Source organism: Achromobacter sp. (genome assembly GCF_036567245.1).
GTDB lineage: Bacteria > Pseudomonadota > Gammaproteobacteria > Burkholderiales > Burkholderiaceae_B > Achromobacter.
This window is the reverse complement of record NZ_DATCUY010000710.1, coordinates 1-20,086: the sequence shown is the minus strand read 5'-3', so window position 1 is coordinate 20,086 and position 20,086 is coordinate 1. Positions and strand designations below refer to the sequence as shown.

Sequence of the window (20,086 nt, the reverse complement as noted above, 5' to 3'; positions counted from 1 at the left end):
GTGCCGTCCAGGCGCAGCGCCGATATCATGGCCTGCAGCCAATCACCGGGCTCGTCCAGCAGCGCGGGCTCGCCCTGCCCGGCGAGTACCGCCTCGCGTTCGCGCTCCGCCGCGATGGCGCTGGCATAGAGCGCCTGCGTCGGGCGCGCCTGCGCATTGAGATGCCCGCAGACGTCGAGTTGCTCGGCCGCGCGCGCCCAATCGCCCTGCACCGCCAGCAGCTGGAACAGCTGCGCGCGCAGGTCCGCGTCGGCGGGCTGCCGGCGCACCTGCGCCTGCAGCTCATCCAACTGGCCAGCCAGGCTGAGCGCGCCGAAAGGAACGGCAGCTATGGACATCGGTGCCCCCCGCCCTAGCCCACTTCCTTGTTCTGCTTGATATCCCAGGCCACCAGGCTTTCCGCGCCCTTGCCGCCCTTGTCGGTCTGCTCCCAATACTGCTGCTTGACCTTGGCCGCCTGGAACGCGAAGTTCACCACCACGCCCTCCGCGCTGCGGTCTCCGGAAATCTGCACCGACGACACCAGCACGTCCTCCAGCGTGATCTTGGAATACTCGATCTGCTCGCCGCCCGCCTTGCACATGGACAGCTCGATCTTGCTGAGATGCTTGCCGCTGGCGCAGTGCTTCATCACGGCGGGCGCGGCCTTGTCGATGCGGGCCACCACGTGCAGGTCGTTGAAGCTGGCCTTGCCCGCGCCCAATCCGCCGCCGCTGGCCAGGTTGCCTGGCTGGGTCGCGCCCCACGAAAAGGACACGATGTCTGTCCAGTCCTTGTGGTTGGAGTCCTTGGATTCGCCGTTGGCTCCATCGATTTTCATGAACATGTCCACTGCCACATCTGTCTCCTGGAGTTATGGGACACGGTTGCGCCCCGATTTGTCAGCGCCACTCAGCCTTCGTTCTGTTTGAGCGAGGGCAGCTTGGAAACCAGCCGCAGCGACACCGTCAGCCCTTCCAGCTGATAGTGCGGCCGCAAGAAAAACTTGGCGGAGTAATAGCCAGGGTTGTCCTCGATCTCCTGCACCTGCACCTCGGCGGCGGCCAGCGGTTTGCGCGCCTTGGTTTCCTGCGAGGAGTTCACGGGATCGCCATCCACGTAATTCATGATCCAGTCGTTCAACCAGCGCTCCATGTCGTCGCGCTCGCGGAACGAGCCGATCTTGTCGCGCACGATGCACTTCAGGTAATGGGCGAAACGGCAGCACGCAAAAAGATAGGGCAGGCGCGCCGCCAGCTTGGCGTTGGCCGAGGCATCCGCCTCGTAGTAGTCGTGCGGCTTTTGCAACGACTGCGCGCCGATGAAGGCGGCGAAATCGGAGTTCTTCCGGTGCACCAGCGGCATGAAGCCGTTCTTGGCCAGCTCAGCCTCGCGCCGGTCGCTGATGGCGATCTCGGTCGGGCACTTCAGGTCCACGCCGCCGTCATCGGTGGGAAAGCTATGGCACGGCAGGTTCTCCACGGCGCCGCCCGATTCCACGCCGCGGATGGAGGTGCACCAGCCGTACAGCTTGAACGAGCGGTTCACGTTGGCCGCCATGGCGTAGGCGGAATTGGTCCAGGTGTAGCGATCGTGGTTCGAACCGTCGGTGTCTTCCTCGAAGTCGAACTCGTCGACCGGATTGGTCCGGGCGCCGTAGGGCAGCCGCGCCAGGAAGCGCGGCATCGCCAGCCCGATGTAGCGCGAGTCCTCGGACTCGCGCAGGCTGCGCCATGCAGCGTATTCCGTGTTGGTGAAGATCTTGGTCAGGTCGCGCGGGTTGGCCAGTTCCTGCCACGAATCCATCTGCATCACGTTGGGCGAGGCGCCCGCGATGAAGGGGCAATGCGCGGCGGACGAGATCTTGGCGATTTCTCCCAGCAGCTCCACGTCGGGCGGGCTGTGGTCGAAGTAGTAATCGCCGACCAGGCAGCCGATGGGCTCGCCGCCGAACTGGCCATACTCTTCCTCGTACACCCGCTTGAAGATGGGGCTCTGGTCCCAGCCCACGCCCTTGTGCCGCTTGAGCGTGCGGCCCAGCTCCGACTTGGACATGCACATCACGCGAATCTTCAGGAGCTCGTCGGTCTCGGTGTTGGTGACCAGGTAATGCAGCCCGCGCCACGCGCCCTCCAGCTGCTGGAAGTCGGGGTGGTGCATCACGCCATTGATCTGCTCCGACATTTTCCGATCGATCTCGGCGATGATGGCCTGGATGGTGCGGTAGGCGTCCGACGACAGCCCGACACCGCTGTTCTCCAGCGCCTGGTGCGCCAGCGTGCGCACGGCATGCTCCACCGCCTCCTGCGCCTGCTCGGTCTTGGGCTTGAATTCCTTCTTCAGCAGGGCGGAAAGGTCGTCCGCCTGCAGGGTCTCGACAGCGCGCGCGTCGGCGCGTTTGGCCACTGCGGTCATGGCATTCTCCGAAAAGCGATTCGTGCGGAAATCAGGCGGCAGGATCCGTGGCGGGAGCGTCGGATGCGCGCGGCTCATCTTGCGGCTTCGGCGCCGCCGCCAGCGCGTTCATCAGCGCCGGATTCTTGAGCACGCTGCCGATCAGTTCCTCGGCGCCGGTCTTGCCGTCCATATACGTCAACAGGTTTGCCAACTGCGTGCGCGCGCTCAGCAATTCGTTCAGCGCGCCGACTTTTCGGGCGACGGTAGCGGGCGAAAAGTCGTCGATACTCTCGAACGTGACGTCCACGTTCAAGTTGCCTTCACCCGTCAGCGTGTTGGGCACCTGGAACGCCACGCGCGGCTGGATGGAACGCATGCGTTCATCGAAGTTGTCGATATCGATGTCCAGGAATTTGCGCTCACCCACCTCCGGCTGCGGCGTTTCGGACTTGCCGGCCAAATCCGCCAACACACCCATCACGAACGGCAGCTGGATCTTGCGCTCCGCGCCGTAAATCTCCACGTCGTACTCGATCTGCACCCGCGGCGCGCGGTTTCGCGCGATGAACTTCTGGCCGCTTCCCTTCAGGCTGGTCGCCATGGTGTCGTCTCCTCTTGTTGGTGCGGCGGCTGGTCCGCCTTACGGTTCCTGCCGGTTTGCCTCGGACCGCGGCAGCCATGCCTCGAATTGCTCCAGCCCCTGGGGGGCCAGATTCTTGATGATGTCGTGAAAGCTCATCGGAATGAGCTGCTGGGCGCGGCGGATGAGATAAGGCGCAGGGTGGCCGGGCTCGTTGGCCTCGAAGTACGCACACACCTTGGAGAGCATCGCCATGGCTTCGTCGCGCGACTGGATGGGCGTGTCCTGCCTGCACGCCGCGCCGTCGGCGGTAAGCTGCGTGGCGGCAGGAGGGCCCGCAGCGGCTTGTGCATCGTCCGCGAGAATTTCGGCCTGCGGCGCCGCTTGAAGATCCCGTGTCGCGTCCAGCACGAGATCCAAGGTGCGAAGCATCGCGGCGTAATCGGGCGCCCAGGCTGGGCCCAGCTTGTCCGCCACGAGTTTCTGCATGCGTCGCAGCGCTTGAGCCGCGGACTGCAGCGCCTGCGTATCGGCATTGCCTTGCGCCCAGGCCTGGCGCAGGCGCTCGACGAGACGCGGACGCCCGCCCGGATAGGCGTCTGCGTCCTGGCGGCTGCCATCGAGCAGCGCTTCCGTGTCGCGCAAAGTCAGTTGTCCATGCACACCGCTGACCAGGCTGGCCGAACGCACGCTGCGCGCGCAGCCCTGCATGTCGCCAAAGGCCGCCAGCGCGTTCATGCGGGGCATGGGATCGTTTTCACCGACGCTGTCGAGCCGGGGATGCACCGGCTCCCAATAGCGTTCCAGGGTGTCGACGGCCAACGCCAGGCCATCGCTATAGCCGGGGAGTCCGCGGATTTCGGTCCAGGCCGAGGTCAACAGCCCGATGATGCGCAGGTCGCGGGTGCGCTCCAGCAGCGCGCGCGCCAGGCGTTCGACCTCGCGCCAGTCTGGCGGCTGCGCGGCGATGATGGTCGAACCGAACTGCTGTTCGTCGCGGCCCGCCGCGGCTTGCTGCAGTTGCAGGAAGTCAGCGTCATATTCGAGGTCTTCCCCGCAGGGCAGACGTGAATCGAGTGTATTGAGGATGTCGGCGAATTCCATAGTCATCACTTAAATGCCTGCTGGGATACTGCCTGGGTACAACCACTACGCTCCGCGCTGCTCCACGGAAGGGTGAATTCTAGGCATCTCTTTCCGCATGCAACGACAACCTAACAACTACAGATTTTTCTTACAGATAGCTAACACCCGAGTAAAAAATTGAACACTTATCTCCCAGCAGCACTGATTTTTAGACACAGACCTTACGGAATTGGCCGCCACACGGAAGGACTGTTACCGAAGCGTAAAAAACACAAAAGCATGTGATAGCGCTTCTCGGGCGCTCTGGCCCCTGCCTACAATCGGCGCTCACGCTGGCGGCAAGACCGGCGCGTTTCAGAAGACTCAGAGACAGATTTCCCCGGTCGCAGGCCCGCTCATCGTGGCCATGCCCCGTCCTTTGCAAGCGGCCCCGTCCCGTGGCCGGTCATCCCATTGCAGTCCTCGCGACGCGCCTTGTGCGCGGCTGCGAAAAAACCCAAAGCAGCACACGCAACAACAGGCGCAGCATTCTCATAAGGAGACGGTGAGATGGACCGCAACGTGCCCAGCGATCGTGTCGTCAAGGCGCATACGCCCCTGCCGCCGGAACAGCTGAAGTTCCGCGCCATGCATGGCGCCGAAAGTCTTTCGCAACTGTTCGAGCTGGAGGTCGAACTGGTCTCCGAGTCGTACTCGTTGGACATGAAATCGCTGCTGGGTAAGCCTCTGACGCTGGAGATCGAGACCGGATCGTCCGCGCCGCGTTATCTCGGCGGACATGTCACGCGCTGCGCCCTCGTCGGTCGCGAGAACAACACCTCTCGCTACACCATCTATCGCGCCACGGTGCGCCCGTGGCTCTGGTACCTGACCCAGACCTCGGACAACAAGATATTCCAGAACAAGAGCGTGCCCGACGTCATCCGCGAAGTGCTGAAGGACTATGACTATCCCGTCGAATTCAAACTCGTGGACAGTTACCGCAACTGGGAATACTGCGTCCAGTACCAGGAAACCGACTACGCCTTCATCAGCCGCCTGATGGAGCACGAAGGCATCTACTTCTGGTTCAAGCACGACAAGGGCAAGCACACTCTGGTGCTCACCGACGACATCACGCAGCACGAACCCGTCGCGGACTACGAGCAGGTTCCCTACTACGGCCCCGACCGCATCACCGTCCCGCGCGAAGACCACGTCTACAAGTGGGAAGTGGCCGAACAGATCACGCCCGGGGCCTTCGCCACCACGGACTACCACCCGCTCACGCCCGCCGCCAGCCTGGAAGCGCGCCGCAACAATCCCGGCGCCCACGACCACGGCGACCTGGAGATGTACGAATGGCAAGGCGGCTATACCAACCCCGATGACGCGGAACACTACACGCGCGTGCGGCTGGAAGATCTGCAATGCAGGAAGGAGCAAAGCGCCGGCGCATCCAACGCGCGCGGGCTGGCCACGGGCCATCTCTTCACGCTGCGCAATCATCCGCGCCAGGCCGAGAACCGCGAGTACCTTGTGGTCAGCACCTACTACAGGATCCGGGAAACGGGCTATGCCAGCGGCCAGCTCGACCCCGGCAATTTTGATCTGGAGTTCGTGGTGCTGCCTGCCAGCACCCAGTTCCGCGCGCCGCGCGTCACCCCTGTTCCACGCACCCATGGCCCGCAAACCGCCACGGTGGTGGGCAAGGAAGGGGAGGAAATCTGGACGGACAAGATGGGCCGCATCAAGGTGCAGTTCCATTGGGACCGCTACGGCAAGAAGGACGAGAACAGCTCCTGCTGGGTGCGCGTGTCCAGCCCCTGGGCTGGCGGCGGCTTTGGCGGCATCCAGTTGCCGCGCGTGCGCGATGAGGTGATCGTGGACTTCATCGGCGGCCAGCCCGACCGCCCCATCGTGATCGGCCGCGTCTTCAACGCCAACAATCTTCCGCCCTGGGATCTGCCGGACAATGCCACGCAAAGCGGCTTCCTGAGCCGCTCCAAGAGCGGCACGCCGGCGACCGCGAACGCGCTCATGTTCGAGGACAAGAGCGGCAGCGAACGCATCTGGCTGCATGCGGAGCGCGAACTCTGCACCGAGGTGGAAGCCAACGAATTCCACACGACGGATGTCAATCGCACGACCACCATCGGCGACAACGACACCACCAAGATCGGCGGCAACCGCGACATCAAAGTCACCGGCACCGACAACCTGCGCGTCGAAAAGACCCGCGATGTGTTTGTAAAGGGGCATGAGGAATACACCGTCAAAGCGTCGCGCACGGTCAACGTGAAAGACGGCCTGATGGACGAGAAGTTCGACAACGGCCTGAAGACGACTGTCGCGGCCAAGGGCGAGGAACGCGAAATCACCGGCCTCTTCAAAGAGACGTTGAAGAACGGCGAGCAGGTCTACGTGAACGAAGGCGACTCGCTGCATCACGTGAAGACCGGCGCACTCACGGAGAAAGCCAAGGGCAAGGTCGAACTGCTTTCCACCGACGCGAACATGGACGTCAAGGCCAAGACCGCGATGCTGGTCGAGTCCGAAACGTCCACCATGGATCTCAAGGCCAAGGGCAAGATAGACATGGAGTCGACGGGATCGACCGTGCTGGTCAAGGCCGATGCCAACATCACGTTGAAGACCCCTGCCGACGTCGTGCTGGACGCCGCCAACGTCAAGGACCTTTCCAAGGAGAGCTGGCTGCAGGCCACGCCGTTCTCCATCGGCCTGGCGGTGGCAAAGGCAGAATTCGGCATGCATCGCCTGGCGTTGTTTCGCACCACGGTCATGCTGAATATCTCGTTCACCAACTACGCCATGGTCAGCAGCATCGGCCAGATGGTCTCGTACCGCACCACCGGCGCCAGCTACCAGTTCGACGCGGTCGCTGCGGAGAAGGTGGGCTTGGGCGCATCGATGGTCGGCCTCTGGAGCATCATCTAAGGCCGCCATGTCCGAATTCATCGATGCATGGCCCAGCTGGGCCAAGTGGGTGTGGCTGGGTCTCTTGCTGTCCCTGGCGCAGGCGGCGTACATGTTGTGGCGCGAGCGCCAGCGCCGCGAGGCGGGACGCAGGGAAGTGCAGCGGCAGGACGGTTTGCGCGCCAGCGGGCTACCCGGCACCGCGCGGGTGACGGCGGCGCGCGACACGCGCCGCCGCATCGGCGACACCTTGTACTTCGTCATCGAGCTGGACCTGGACGTCGCCGCCACCAGCGCCACGCCCGCGCTGTCGCGCACGCTCAGCGTGCCCCTGTCGCCCTTGCACCTGGCCGATTTCAGCGCTGGCAAGAACATACAGGTGCGCGTCGATCCAGCGACCCGCGAGGTCGTCGTGGACCAGGCCACCGGATAGCCATGAAGACCATCAAACCGCTACGCCTGGGCCTGCTTACCCGCCCCTACCGCTGGCAACGCCACGACATGTTGGGTGTCGCTGTTTTTGCGCTGGTCGACATCAGACAGACCCCCACGCTGCTCATGGACCAGGAACTGTGGAAACTGGCGGGCGCTGAAGCCGGCGGCCTGCTGGACCTGGCCACGCCCAAGCTGTGTCCGGAGGTGCTGGTCGCGGGTCACGCCTATCCGCACGATCCAGCAAGTCCTGGCGCCTGCGCCGTGCGCCTGAAGATCGGCGCGATCGACAAGTCGCTGCTGGTGTTCGGCGACCGCTATTGGCTGGACGGCAAGGCCACCGCCCCGCAGCCGTTCGAACGCATGCGTCTGGACTGGAGCCATGCCTATGGCGGTCCGGGCTGCGCGGAAAACCCACTGGGCATGGGCGCACAGGCAGAAGACATCAACGGCGTGCGCGTGCGCAGGCTCCCCAACATCGAACACCCGCAAGAGCGCATCACCTCGCCCTCCCAGCGCGTGGCGCCTGCCGGTTTCACCGCCCTGCCCCTGGACTGGCCCCAACGGGCCGCGCTGCTGGGCCGCCAATATGGCCAACAGTGGCTGGAGCATGACTTCCCCGGCTTCGCGTCCGACATGGACTGGCGCTTCTTCAACGCCGCGCCGGCGGACCAGTGGGGCGCTCCCAACGCGGCGTTGGCCGGCGGCACGGAGTACGAGCTATGGAACATGCACCCGGACCAAGCGGTGCAGCGGGGCCGCTTGCCCGATTGGCGCGCCCGCTGCTTCGTCAGCCGCCATGCCAATGGCAGCGCGCTTGAAGAAGCCGCGTTGCGCCTGACCACCGCCTGGTTCTTCCCTGACCGCGCGCAACTGGCGCTGATCTGGCATGGCGCGCTGCCGGTGCGCGAAGACGACGCGGCCGATATCCTGCACATCATGCCCGCGCTCGAACATGCCGACCAGGCCCGCGATGTCGCACATTATCAGGCCGTGGTGGGGCAGCGCCTCGATGCGGAGCTCGGCGCAATCTACTCCTTGCTCGATGCGCAGCTGGTGCCGGAAGACATCTGCGGCGAGCTGCCGCAAGCCGCAATGGAGGCTACCGCGCAGCGGCCTTCGAATCGCAATCTCTATGCCGGCGCAGCCCGGCGCCATGCCCGCGAACGCGAATCGCTGCTCGCCCAGGGCCTGGATCCTGATCTGTACATGGTTCCCCTGGAGCCGCCGCCGCAAGCGCCAAGCCTGTCCGATCTGCCCCAGACGATACTGCGCATGCAGCAGGAGCTGGAGGAGGCCAAACGCTTGTCCAGCGGCCCCGCGGCGCGCGCCCTGGCCGACCCCAACCTGCCGTCCATGGCTGAAGTCTCGGGCGTCGACATGGACGCGCTGCGCAAGCTGGACGACAACGGCAAGCTGCCCGCCGGCTTCGATCCCCGAGTGGTGAAGCGGCATATCGCCGACTTCGACGCCAACCCTCATACGCAGGCCGGGCGTGGCGCGCAGGACGCTCCAGGTTCGCCGCCGCCGCTCAGCCAAGCCCTGGGTTCGCAGGTGCATCAGGCATATCAGCAATCGGCGCATCAGTTCGCTCCGCCCCCGCCCATGCCGCCGCTGCGCGCGCGGCGCACGCGCATGAAGCTGGAAGCGCGCCTGAAAGGCAACCGGGATTGCCGGGACATGAACCTGACCGGCGCGGATCTGAGCGGAATGGATCTTTCCGGTGTCGACTTCCAGCGCGCCATACTGGCCGGCGCCAAGCTCGCCGACGCGCGGCTGGATGGCTGCAATTTGACCGACGCCGTGCTTGCCGGCGCCGACCTGACACGCGCCAGCATGCGCGGCGCCGATATGTCGCGCGCAAACCTGGGCCGCACGCAATGCGTGCAGACGGATTTCACGGACAGCCGGATCCAGGACACCACCTGGGACCATGCGAACTGCGAAGAATGCCGCTTTGCCGGCAGCGCCTGGCTGCTGGGACGCCTTCATCAGACCCGCCTGCGCGGCTGCGACCTGAGCGGCGCGTCGTTCGAGCAATGGGCCACGATAAGCGCCACTTTCGAAGACTGCCGCTTTCACGACGCGCGGCTGAATCAATGCGTGTTCATGCAGGGGACAATGGCGAACGCCGATTTTTCCCGCGCGGACTTGCAGCGCGTCAGCTTCATGGACGTGGATTTTTCCGGCCGCTTCAGCCTGGAGAACGCCACGCTCGATGGCTGCGCTTTCGCCGGCCGCGTGGAGCTTGCCGGCGCGTGTCTGCGCGGCATGCAGTTCAAATTGGGCAGCGCGCGCGGCGCCCTGCTCGACCGGGCCGACCTGCGCGGCGCGCAGCTTGCCGCCAGCGATTTTTCGAACTGCAGCCTGCGGGAAGCGGACCTCAGCGGCGTCACCGCCCCCGACACGCACTTCGTGCGCGCCGATTTCACCGGCGCCCGCCTGCGCAACGCCAATCTGATCAACAGCCTGCTCGGCAAGGCCATCCTGTTGCGCGCCGATCTGACAGGCGCCAACCTCTTTCGCGCAGATGTCGCGCAGGCGCTGATCGACGGCAGCACCGGACTGGACGACGCCTATACCCAGGGCGCCAAGCTCTGGCCCGCCCGGCAGCCGGAGAGCGCCGCATGAACCCGGATCAATTGTTGGACCAGGTCCGCCACGGCGAACCAATAGCGCACCTCAGCCTGGCCGGCCGGGACCTGCGCGGCCTGGACCTGGCCGGCGCATTTTTCGACCAGGTGGATTTGAGCGGCGCCAGAATGAGCGATTGCCAGTTGCAGGACAGCCAGTTCATCAACTGCGTGCTGACCGGCCTGGACGCCGCAGGCGCCAACCTGGATACGGCCCGGTTGTTCCGCTGCCAGGCCCACGGCGCGGTGCTGGACCGAAGTCATGCCCATGGCGTCAGTTTTACCGAATGCGATCTGGGCCAGGCCAGCCTGGAACAGGCCGAGCTGAGGGAAGCGTCCTTCAACTCCACCTCGCTCGAAGCCGCCTCCTTTCGATCTGCCCGCCTGGAGCGCTCGGTCTTCTCGCGCAGCGCCTTGGCGCGCGCCGACCTGTCGCAGGCCTGGATGAGCTTCACCCTGTTCCACCAACTGGACCTGCGCAGCGTCGCGCTGGCGGGCGCCAGCGCGGAAAGCACCATGTTCATCGAATGCAATCTGGCAGGCCAGGACTTCGCCTCGCAAGCCTACCCGCTCTGCCATTTCACCGATTGCCAGCTGGATGCCGCGGATTTCCGCAATACCGATCTGCGCCAGGCCGGCTTCAAGGGCGCATCATTGCGCGGCGCGCGCTTCGCTGGAGCATCTGCGCCCCAGAGCTTGTTCCCTCAGGCGGATCTGAGCGGCGCCGACCTGCAGGGCGGGCGCTTCGACGGCGCCATCTGGGCCGAGGCGACGCTGGATGGCGCCTCCTTGCGTGGCGCCAGCCTTTCCTTGTGTGTCTTCCAGCGCGCACGTTGCGCCAACACCGATTTCCGCGGTGCCAATCTGACCGACGCCGATTTCTCGCTGGCCGACCTGGGCCAGTCCGACATGCGCGATGCCAGCTTCCTGCGCACGCGCATGCATCGCGCGTTGACGCAAGGCACCCGCTGGACGCAACGCCACGGCATCATCGAAAACGACGGGCCGCTGCTGGAAGCCGAACTCTGGTCGGCCGGGCACGCCACCACTTGACCCCGCGCGGCGTCGCCGCCCCCTCATCGCACAAGGAGATAAGTATGCTCGCAGTCTGCCAGTTGCCCAGCCTGGCCGTGGGAGTGCCGGACGTCTGCAAGACGCCCGTGCCGCCGGTGCCGCATATCGATACGGCCACGTCGTCCATGGGGATCCCGGTGGTCTGGAACGTATGGTTGATGGCCGCGCCCGTGCACAACATGGCGACCCTGATACCCGTCACGCTGGGCGATACCGCCGGCGTGGGCGGCGGCCTGATCTCGCAGACCTTCATGGGCCAGTCGCGTTACATGACGGGCGCGTTCACCATGCTGGTGCGTGGCGCGCCCATCGTCCGCATGACCAGCCTGACCTTGCAGAACACCATCAATGCGCCCGGCTTCAAGGTGTACTCGCCGCAGCCTGTGATGGTCGTGCTGACGGCCTGAGCGGGCTGCGCCCGCCTACAGTTCGCCGTAGGAGTGCAGTCCCGACAGGAACATGTTCACGCCCAGGAAAGCAAAGCCGGTGATCAACAGCCCCATCAGCGCCCAATAGGCCGCCATGGTGCCGCGCAGGCCCTTGATCAGGCGCATGTGCAGCCAGGCCGCATAGTTGAGCCAGACGATCAGCGCCCAGGTTTCCTTGGGGTCCCATTGCCAATACGCGCCCCAGGCGTCGGCCGCCCACAGCGCGCCCAGGATGGTGGCGACGGTGAAGAACGCGAAGCCGATCGCGATGGCGCGGTACATGATGTCGTCCAGCACCTCCAGCGACGGCAGCGCCGCGGCAATGCGGCGGCGGCCCAGCAGGATGGCGCCCACGATCACTGCCCCAACGCCGAAGTACAGCATCCAGGTAGCCGACAGGCCGTCGGTGCGGAACACCATGGGCTCGGCGCACAGCAGCACGCCCAGCACGAACAGCGGCGCCAGCTTGGCCCAGGACGTGGTCTGCCCGTGCTGCTTGACCAGGTAGGCAAAGCCCACCATCGCCGCCAGCGAGAAGGTGCCGTAGCCGATGAAGTTGGCAGGGACGTGCAGTTTCATCCACCAGCTCTTGAGCGCCGGCACCAGCGGCTGGATCTGCCCGGCATCGCGCGTGAACGAGTACCACAGCAGGAACACCACGGCCGACGTCACCACCAGCATCACAAAGCCGCCCAGCGCGCGCGTGGCGTACTTGCGTTCGTAGTAGAGGTAGAACAGCGCCGTGATCAGCGCGAAGAGCACGAACACTTCGTACAGGTTGCTGACCGGGATGTGGCCCAGGTCCGGCCCCATCAGGTGCCCCTCGCGCCAGCGCACCAAGAGGCCGGTGACGCCGGCGAACACTGCGCCCCAGCTCAGTGCCGTGCCAAGCCAGGCGGCCGTGGGACTGAAGAAGCCGATCCAGTAGCAGACCATGGCCAGCGCGAACAGCGCGCACATCCACAGGATCGCCGATTGCGAGGAGAACAGGTACTTCAGGAAGAACACCTGCTCGGCCCGGGCCAGGTCGTTGCCGTACAGCATCAACGCCAGTCCGGCCGCAATCGCACAGGCGACCATCAGGTGGCGCAGCGGGCGCCACAGCCAGCCCATCCAGGCCAGCACCGGCACGGTGCCGCACAGGATGATCTTCTCGTAGTAGTCCATCGCGTTGCTGTAGCGGGTCAACGCGAAGCCGGCGCCCACCGACAGCAACAGGAAGAAGACGGCGTCGGTCCAGTCGGGCCTGCCGCGCTGCGCGCGGCTGTCGCCGGTTTCCGACAGGGCGTCCTGCCAGAGCTGGTCCGGCGCGGCGGCCCGTGCTTGCGGCGACGAGGGATGCGTGGTGGTCGTAGTGGACATAGGAAACCTTAAGACCTCTTCTGGCGCAGCAGCGCCTGCTTGAAGCGTTCAAACTCCTGGTTGAAGTCGAGTGTACGCTTCTGGGACGTCATGGCCGCCAGGACGCTGCTGCCGCTGCCTTGCGGCTTGACCCAGATCCAGATGCGGCGGTCTCGAATATAGAACATCGAGAACACACCCAGGACCAGCAGCAGGCTGCCCAGGTAGACGGTGTTTTTGCCCGGCGTGCGGCTGACCTGGAACACGCTGGCCTGCACATGTTGAAAATCCGCCAGCGACAGGAATACCGGCGCCGGATAGACGGTCAGGTCCGACAGCGCCGCCACCGCCAGGCGCGACCACACCGCAGCGCGTTCTGCATCCGGGCCTTCAACGGCCACGGCGGGCAGGCCAGCGCGCTCGCGCTCGATGGCGCGCAATTCGTTCATGCTGGCGCCGATCAGGCGGATGACCACATCGGCTGCCCGCTCCAGGTCCTGCGGCGGCGTGTTGGCCTGCAGGAACGCCGCCACGGCTTGCAAGCCGCCGGAAGCAAAGGTCTCCAGCGCGCGTTCCGCAGCCGTCTGCAATGGCTGGCGATCCGTCCCCGCCGGGCTGTTGCGTTCCGCGAAGCGGCGCGCGGCTTCCTGCCGCGCTGCCGGATCGGCCAGGGTCGCGCGCAGGCGCATGAACTCGGCGATCGAGCTGTCGTCGTCCGCCGGAATGCGCAGATAGCGGAAGGGTTCGGAGGCGTTGTTGCGCACCCCGGCCAGGAACACGGCGGCGCCGTCCAGTTCGACGGGCAGCATGTAATTCTGGAATTCGTGGGCCTGGCCAGCGTCGTCGATCAGCTTGTATTCGACGCTGGGGCCGACGTTGCGCAGGTTTTCGTTCTTCTTGCCTGCGGCGCTGCCGGACACCGACGCGACGTGTTCGGCGAAGCTCTGGTTGCCGCCCTTGGGGTCGCCGCGGGTCAGGTCTTCGACGTTGATGGGCCGCAGGGCGGTGATTTCGATGCCCATGCTGCGTGCACCACGAGCAGTGTGAGCGGTTACTTCGCTAGTCTTGCCCACGGTGCCGTCAACTGCAAAGGTAGCGGGATCAGATCCTACTAGCGGATAGCCTTTCAGCACCACCGTGCTGCCGCCGTCGTCGAAGCTGGACTGATAGACCGTCATGCCCTTGAAGCGCAGCGGCTCATTGACCTCGATGGTGGAATCGAAGCTCTTGCCGGTGTCCGGGTCGGTGACCTCGACCTCGCTGGCAAAGCGGCTGGGCATGCCCGTGGAGTAATAATCGACCACGAACTTCTTGAGCTTCAGCGTGAAGGGCATGGGCTGCACCAGGGCGCCGTCGCCCACCATCACGACCGCGGTGCTGGCTTGCCCGCCCTCGGGCACCAGCACGCTGGCGCGGAAGCTCGGATTGTCGACCGACAGGCGGCCGCTTTCCGGCACTTCCGAGATCAGCATGTTTTCGACGATAGGCTTCTTGTCGCCGAACATGACCTGCAGGCGCACCGGCAATTCGCTGTCCAGCAGGCCGCCGATACAGATGATGACCATGGCCGCGTGGGCGAACACGTAGCCCAGCCGGTTGGCGCTGCCCTTCTTGGCCGCCAGCAGCACCCCGTCCGCATCCTGGCGCTCGCGCACGGCGTAACCCAGCCGGCCCAGCAGGGATTTCAAACCCGCCGCCGTCTGCGGCACGTCGGTGGGCTCTTCGGTTTCCACCCGGTGCGGGAAGGCGCGCAGGCTGCTGGCGCGCACATGCTCGCGGAACGAGCGAGCATCGCGCAGCATCTTGGGCGCGTTGCGGATCAGGCAGACCGAGGTCGACACGACCAGGAAACCCATGATCAGCAGGAACCACCAGCTGTTGTAGACGTGCCAGATGGAGAACTTGTCGAACACTTCAAACCAGAACGGCCCGAACTGGTCGATGTAGTTGTTGGACGAGCGGTTCTGCTGCAGCACGGTCCCAACCAGGCTCGCCACGCAGATGAACATCAGCAGGCTGACGGCAAAACGCATCGAGCCCAGCAATTCGAAGAAATCGCCGGGCAGGCTGCGCAAGGAGGGACGGGAGTGTGTGCGTGTCGAATTCATGAAAAAAGGGGGGCCGCGCTATCGGCTACCCCCCTCATAGACAGCGCGCGGCGGAACGAGGTTCCGCTGCGCTAAGTTTGCAGAACGCGGACCAGCCGCGCGCGTCGCGGGCTGGCGCCTACCGCAGGCCGGCGGCGTAATCCGACACGGCCTTGATGTCCGCGTCCGACATGCGGTCCGCGATAGCGAACATGACGTCGTTCTTGCGGTCGCCGCTGCGGAACAGCTTCAGCTGCTCTTCGATGTACATGGGGAACTGGCCCGACAGCCGGGGGTACTGGCTGGGAATGCCGGCGCCATTGGCAGAATGGCACGAGGCGCAGGCCGGAACCTTGCGATCCGGCAAACCGCCGCGCCAGATCTTTTGACCCAGATCAACCAGCTTCTCCTGGCCAGCCGTGGCGGGCTCCTTGAGCGGCTGCTGCGCCAGGTACAGGGCAATGTTCTGCATGTCGGCAGGCGTCAGGTTCTGCGCCATGGCCGTCATCGGGGTGGGATTGCCGCCCGCGCCGTTACGCACCGGCAGCTTGGCGCCGGGCTTGACCTGGAAGTCCGCCAATTGCTTGGCCAGGTACTCGTGGGACTGCGCGGCCAAATTGGGGTTCACCGGTATGGTGCTATTGCCCGCCGCGCCATGACAGGACGCACAGGCGATGATGCCCCTGGCCGCATCGCCCTGGTCAAACAGCTGTCCGCCCTTGGCGGCATCTGGTTTTACCGGGCCCGCAGCGCCTTCGGCAGCGAAACTCGTAGTAGATAGGGCGGAGGCGCCGAGCAACAGCCCGCTCGCAACCAACATCCGGGACAGCACACGCTTCATGAAGACCTCGACGATCGCATCGATCAAGGCGCAAAAAGGCGCCCACGCCTGCCCGCACACCCTGGAATACCGTATCGAACCTGTTTTGCCTTCCTGCCTGCGATGTTGCTGCGAACCTGCCGGATAAAGCATTCGGCAAGCGAAACAGTAAGCAAAAAAGACGGCTCCGCGCACGGGGACCACTGTTGCAAACGCCGGATTATACAATAGGGCTCGAAACCAACCGTATCCAAAGCCACCCGTGTCCCTCCTACATCGCGCCTCTTTCCTTACTTCCGCGGCTCGCCTCGACCAGTTGCCGGCCGCCGGCGCTCCCGAGGTCTGCTTTGTCGGCCGCTCCAACGCCGGCAAATCCACGGCCATCAACGTGCTGTGCAACCAGCGCCGTCTTGCCTTCTCCAGCAAGACGCCAGGCCGCACGCGCTTGATCAATATGTTCGGCCTGCCCGACCCCTTGGATCCGGAAGGCCACATCGGTTATCTCGTCGACCTGCCCGGCTACGGCTATGCGTCCGTGGCCCGCAACGAAAAAGAAAAGTGGGCCGACATCCTGGGCGGCTATCTGCGCGACCGCGAATCGCTGGTCGGCATCGTGCTGCTCATCGACATCCGCCGCGGCGTCACCGAACTGGACCGCCGCCTCGCCAATTTCATCGCCCCCACCGGACGCCCGGTGCTGGCGCTGCTGACCAAGGCCGACAAGCTGCCTTATGGCCAGCGCATGCGCACCGTGTTCTCCGTGCGCAAGGACCTGGCCGACATCGGCGCCTTGCACACCATCCCCTTCTCGGCGCCGGAACGCATCGGCCTCGAAGAGGCGGGCGCGCACATAGAAAACTGGATTTCTCCCAAGGTCGTACCATGAACCCGCAGATCATCTCCCCTGAATTCCCGGTATCCCGCCCGCGCCGCCTGCGCCGCGACGACTTCACCCGCCGCCTGGTGCGCGAAAACGCGCTGACGGTCAACGATCTGATCTATCCCGTGTTCGTGGCCGAAGGCACCGGCCTGCAGCAGGCCGTGCCGTCCCTGCCGGGCGTGGTCCGCTATTCGCTGGACACGCTCTTGCCCGTGGCCAAGGAATGCGTCGAACTGGGCATCCCCGTGCTGGCGCTGTTCCCCGCCATCGATCCCTCGCTCAAGACGCCCGACGGCATCGAAGCCACCAACCCCGACGGCCTGATCCCGCGCGTGGTGCGCGAACTGAAGAAGCAAGTCCCGGAACTCGGCATCCTGTGCGATGTGGCGCTGGACCCGTACACCAGCCACGGCCAGGACGGTGTCATCGACGAGAACGGCTACGTCATCAACGAAGCCACGGTCGAGATCCTGGTCAAGCAGGCGCTCACGCAGGCCGAGGCCGGCGTCGACATGGTCGCCCCCAGCGACATGATGGACGGCCGCATCGGCGCCGTGCGCCGCGCGCTGGAAGCCAACGGCTACATCCACACGCAGATCATGGCCTATTCGGCCAAGTACGCCAGCGCCTTCTACGGCCCCTTCCGCGACGCGGTGGGCTCGGCCACGAATCTCGGCAAGTCCAACAAGATGGCTTACCAGATGGACCCGGGCAACCTCGACGAAGCGCTGCGCGAGGTCGCGGCAGACTTGCAGGAAGGCGCCGACATGGTCATGGTCAAGCCTGGCATGCCGTATCTGGACGTGCTGCGGCGGGTCAAGGACACGTTCCGCGTGCCGACCTTCGCCTACCAGGTCAGCGGCGAGTACGCCATGATCAAGGCCGCCGCAGCCAACGGCTGGCTGGACCACGACAAGGTCATGATGGAAGCGCTGCTGGCGTTCAAGCGCGCCGGCGCAGACGGCATCCTGACGTACTTCGCGGTCGAAGCCGCGAAGCTGCTGAAGAGCCAGCGCTAAGCGCTGACGGCATCGCGGGCGCGGCCAGTACAAGCCGCCCGCGACGCCAGCCGCATCAGGTCTTTGCGGCCGCATTGCGGCCCGCCACCGGCGCCCCGCGGCGCAATCCCAGCCAGGTTCCCCCCAGCACGCAGGCCAGCCCCGCGACGTGCGTGGGCGTGACGTGCTCGTCCAGGAACAGGGCCGCGAACAGCAGGCCGAAGATCGGCAGCCAGTTCACGAACAAGGCTGCGCGGCTGATGCCCAGCCGGGCGATGCCGGCATTCCAGACGATGTTGCTGACGCCCGAGGCGATCACCGCCGAGAACAGCAGCACCAGCCACGGCCACCACGTCATCTGCCAGGTATCGGCCTGATACGACGCCGGCGTCAGCGCCGCATGCACTACCAGCATCAGGCCGCCGGCCAGGTACATGTACCAGAGCATGCCCAGCGGATCCATGCTGCGCGACATGCGCTGGATCACCAGCCCGCCGCACACGAACACCAGCACGGCGACAAAGACGATGGCATCGCCCCAGCCCGTCAGGCCGATCTGCGCACCGCTGCCGATCACCACCATGCCTACGCCCAAAAGGCCCAGCAAGGCGCCGGAAATGCGCACCAGCGTCAGTTTCTCGCGATAGAAGATGGCAGCCAGCAACGCCGACAGCAAGGGACTGGTGGCCATGATGAGCGTACCGTTCGCCGCCGACGACACCCGCAGGCCCGTCACCAGCGCCATCTGGTGGGCATACACGACCAGGAATCCCGCCAACGCGACCCAACCCAATTCCGCCCCGCCCAACCGGGGAATGCGGCCGCGGCGGGCCTTGATGATGAGGGTGACGGTGATGAACGCGATGACGATGCGCACGGCGGCCAAGGCCTGCACATCCATGTGCAGCGTCAGGTATTTGACCGAGACGATGTTCAGGCCCCACGTGGCCATGACGAACATCAATTGAAGATAGATAAGACCTGTGCGGTCCTGGCTTGCATCAACTGTCGGGGACGTCACGGGCGCCGGCCTGGAAGGGTAATGGGGCGCGCCGCCCACGCGGCGCTGCGGACATGGTATCGCGCCTGGGTTCTCGACTCAATGCGCGCCGGGATACGCCCCGATCACCGGATCATGCCGCGCGGACCAACACCACGATGCGTCTGGACCAGTACAGGCACGGCAAAAGGCCGCTGCACGGATGCCTCCGTGCAGCGGCCATTGTGTATTGCGGATCGTCGTTGCAAGTCCGCGACGCTTCAGCGCACCAGCACCTTGTCCAGCGATTCGGTGAAGCGCTTGGCATCCTGGAAGCCCACCACGCGCGCCTCGGGCAGCTCCTTGCCGCCCGGTTCGAAGAACATGATGCCCGGCGGGCCGAACAGGCGGAAGCGCTTGAGCAGCGCGCGATCGTCGGCATTGTTCGCGGTCACGTCGGCCTGCACCAGCAGCATGCCTGACATGCGCTGCGCGACGCCCGGATCGGTGAAGGTGAAGCGCTCCATCTCGCGGCACGACACGCACCAGTCGGCGTAGAAATCCAGCATCACCGGCTGGCGGCTTTGCGCCAGCACCGCATCCAGCTCGGCGTTGTTGCGCACGCGGGTGAAATGCACTTCACCGTTGGCGGCCGCCGTGCCAGCAGTTGCACCCGCCGGCGCACCAGCGCGCGCCGCCAGGTGCGACAGGGGCTGCAGCACATCGCGCCCACCGCTGGCCGCGCCTATGAGCCAGGCCGCGGCCGCCAGCGCCAGCAACAGGCCCAGGCCCTTGCCGAACATGCGTGCGGAGCCCGCTCCTTGCGGCAAGGCATCGAAGGCCCGCAACATCACTGCGCCAACCACGGCCAGGAAGGCCCAGCCTGTCATCTGCACCCAGGTCGGCACCACGGGTATCAGCATCCACCATGCGGTGGCCAGCAACAGCATGCCGAACAGGCGCTTCACGCCATCCATCCAGGGACCGGCCTTGGGCAACAATGCACCGGAAGAGGCGCCCACGATCAAGAGCGGCACGCCCATGCCCCACGCCATGGCGAACAGCGCGGATCCGCCCAGCACCACGTCGCCCGTCTGCGAGATGTACAACAGTGCGCCCGCCAGCGGCGCCGCCACGCAAGGTCCGACGATCAGTGCCGACAGCGCGCCCATTACCAGCGCGCCTGTATAGCGCCCACCCGGAATGCGTGCCGAACGTTGCGACAGCCAACCCTGGATGCCGGCCGGCATCTGGAACGTGAACGCATCGAACATGGCCAGCGCCAGCACGGCCAACAGGATGGCGAACAGGGTCAGGATCCACGGCGTCTGCAGCCAGGCGGCCAGCCCGGCGCCACTCAACCCGGCAGCCACGCCCAGCGCGGTATACACGACGGACATGCCGAGCACGTAGGTCGCCGCCAGCGCCAGGCCGCGGCCGCGCGACGGCTTGGCCT

16 protein-coding genes and 1 pseudogene are annotated in these 20,086 nt (G+C 65.3%); 7 read left to right on the top strand and 10 right to left on the bottom strand.

The features are described from left to right. From VIR09_RS30705 to tssA, 5 genes and pseudogenes are all read right to left on the bottom strand, one after another. A pseudogene (locus VIR09_RS30705) lies at nucleotides 1–338 on the bottom strand (ImpE family protein); the annotation flags it as partial. A 14-nt stretch (nucleotides 339–352) separates the two neighbouring features. Then, on the bottom strand, nucleotides 353–820 hold the full coding sequence (locus tag VIR09_RS30700; RefSeq protein ID WP_085947903.1) for an Hcp family type VI secretion system effector: 468 nt from the start codon (nucleotides 818–820) through the stop codon (nucleotides 353–355). Between the two features lie 71 nt (nucleotides 821–891). Then, the gene (tssC, locus tag VIR09_RS30695) at nucleotides 892–2,394 is read right to left on the bottom strand and encodes a type VI secretion system contractile sheath large subunit (protein WP_013396976.1); all 1,503 of its coding nucleotides are present in this window, start codon (nucleotides 2,392–2,394) and stop codon (nucleotides 892–894) included. A 31-nt stretch (nucleotides 2,395–2,425) separates the two neighbouring features. Next, complete coding sequence (gene tssB / locus VIR09_RS30690) at nucleotides 2,426–2,977, bottom strand: type VI secretion system contractile sheath small subunit (RefSeq protein WP_332016304.1); 552 nt, start codon at nucleotides 2,975–2,977, stop codon at nucleotides 2,426–2,428. Nucleotides 2,978–3,016: 39 nt separating this feature from the next. Continuing rightward, nucleotides 3,017–4,060, bottom strand: a complete 1,044-nt coding sequence (gene tssA, locus VIR09_RS30685; RefSeq protein ID WP_414639478.1) for a type VI secretion system protein TssA — start codon at nucleotides 4,058–4,060, stop codon at nucleotides 3,017–3,019. A 531-nt stretch (nucleotides 4,061–4,591) separates the two neighbouring features. Here tssA and VIR09_RS30680 point away from each other — a divergent pair. Genes VIR09_RS30680 through VIR09_RS30660 form a run of 5 tightly spaced genes read left to right on the top strand, consistent with a single transcriptional unit; the run spans nucleotide 4,592 to nucleotide 11,504 of the window. Next, entirely contained in the window at nucleotides 4,592–6,979 is a 2,388-nt protein-coding gene (locus VIR09_RS30680) for a type VI secretion system Vgr family protein (protein WP_332016302.1), read from the top strand. Between the two features lie 7 nt (nucleotides 6,980–6,986). After that, nucleotides 6,987–7,391 (top strand): hypothetical protein, encoded by a 405-nt coding sequence (locus VIR09_RS30675; RefSeq protein ID WP_332016301.1) that lies wholly within the window; start codon nucleotides 6,987–6,989, stop codon nucleotides 7,389–7,391. Between the two features lie 2 nt (nucleotides 7,392–7,393). Continuing rightward, entirely contained in the window at nucleotides 7,394–10,021 is a 2,628-nt protein-coding gene (locus tag VIR09_RS30670; RefSeq protein WP_332016300.1) for a DUF2169 family type VI secretion system accessory protein, read from the top strand. After that, the gene (locus tag VIR09_RS30665) at nucleotides 10,018–11,076 is read left to right on the top strand and encodes a pentapeptide repeat-containing protein (protein WP_332016299.1); all 1,059 of its coding nucleotides are present in this window, start codon (nucleotides 10,018–10,020) and stop codon (nucleotides 11,074–11,076) included. Before VIR09_RS30670 ends, VIR09_RS30665 begins: the two co-directional genes overlap by 4 nt. A 44-nt stretch (nucleotides 11,077–11,120) precedes the next feature. Then, entirely contained in the window at nucleotides 11,121–11,504 is a 384-nt protein-coding gene (locus VIR09_RS30660; protein WP_013396983.1) for a DUF4150 domain-containing protein, read from the top strand. Between the two features lie 15 nt (nucleotides 11,505–11,519). Here VIR09_RS30660 and ccsB read toward each other — a convergent pair whose 3' ends face one another. The 3 genes from ccsB to VIR09_RS30645 form a co-directional block, all read right to left on the bottom strand. Beyond that, complete coding sequence (gene ccsB, locus VIR09_RS30655) at nucleotides 11,520–12,887, bottom strand: c-type cytochrome biogenesis protein CcsB (protein ID WP_332016298.1); 1,368 nt, start codon at nucleotides 12,885–12,887, stop codon at nucleotides 11,520–11,522. 8 nt (nucleotides 12,888–12,895) lie between these two features. Continuing rightward, nucleotides 12,896–14,974: a cytochrome c biogenesis protein ResB gene (locus VIR09_RS30650; RefSeq protein WP_332016297.1), complete on the bottom strand. Its 2,079-nt coding sequence runs from the start codon at nucleotides 14,972–14,974 to the stop codon at nucleotides 12,896–12,898. Nucleotides 14,975–15,092: 118 nt separating this feature from the next. Beyond that, nucleotides 15,093–15,794, bottom strand: coding sequence for a c-type cytochrome (locus tag VIR09_RS30645; RefSeq protein ID WP_042797483.1), 702 nt, complete (start codon nucleotides 15,792–15,794; stop codon nucleotides 15,093–15,095). A gap of 241 nt (nucleotides 15,795–16,035) precedes the next feature. On the opposite strand from VIR09_RS30645, the gene yihA reads away from it, so the two are divergent. Together yihA and hemB are read left to right on the top strand one after the other, a co-directional pair. Continuing rightward, complete coding sequence (gene yihA, locus VIR09_RS30640) at nucleotides 16,036–16,659, top strand: ribosome biogenesis GTP-binding protein YihA/YsxC (RefSeq protein ID WP_008169015.1); 624 nt, start codon at nucleotides 16,036–16,038, stop codon at nucleotides 16,657–16,659. Then, entirely contained in the window at nucleotides 16,656–17,672 is a 1,017-nt protein-coding gene (hemB, locus tag VIR09_RS30635) for a porphobilinogen synthase (protein ID WP_332016296.1), read from the top strand. The genes yihA and hemB overlap by 4 nt, the downstream gene beginning before the upstream one ends. Nucleotides 17,673–17,727: 55 nt before the next feature. On the opposite strand, the gene VIR09_RS30630 is transcribed toward hemB, so the two are convergent. Together VIR09_RS30630 and dsbD are read right to left on the bottom strand one after the other, a co-directional pair. Next, a complete protein-coding gene (locus tag VIR09_RS30630) occupies nucleotides 17,728–18,612 on the bottom strand; it encodes a DMT family transporter (protein WP_332016305.1) in 885 nt (294 codons plus the stop codon). 299 nt (nucleotides 18,613–18,911) lie between these two features. Beyond that, nucleotides 18,912–20,086 (bottom strand): protein-disulfide reductase DsbD (dsbD, locus tag VIR09_RS30625; protein WP_332016295.1); only part of this gene is annotated, 1,175 nt, incomplete at its 5' end.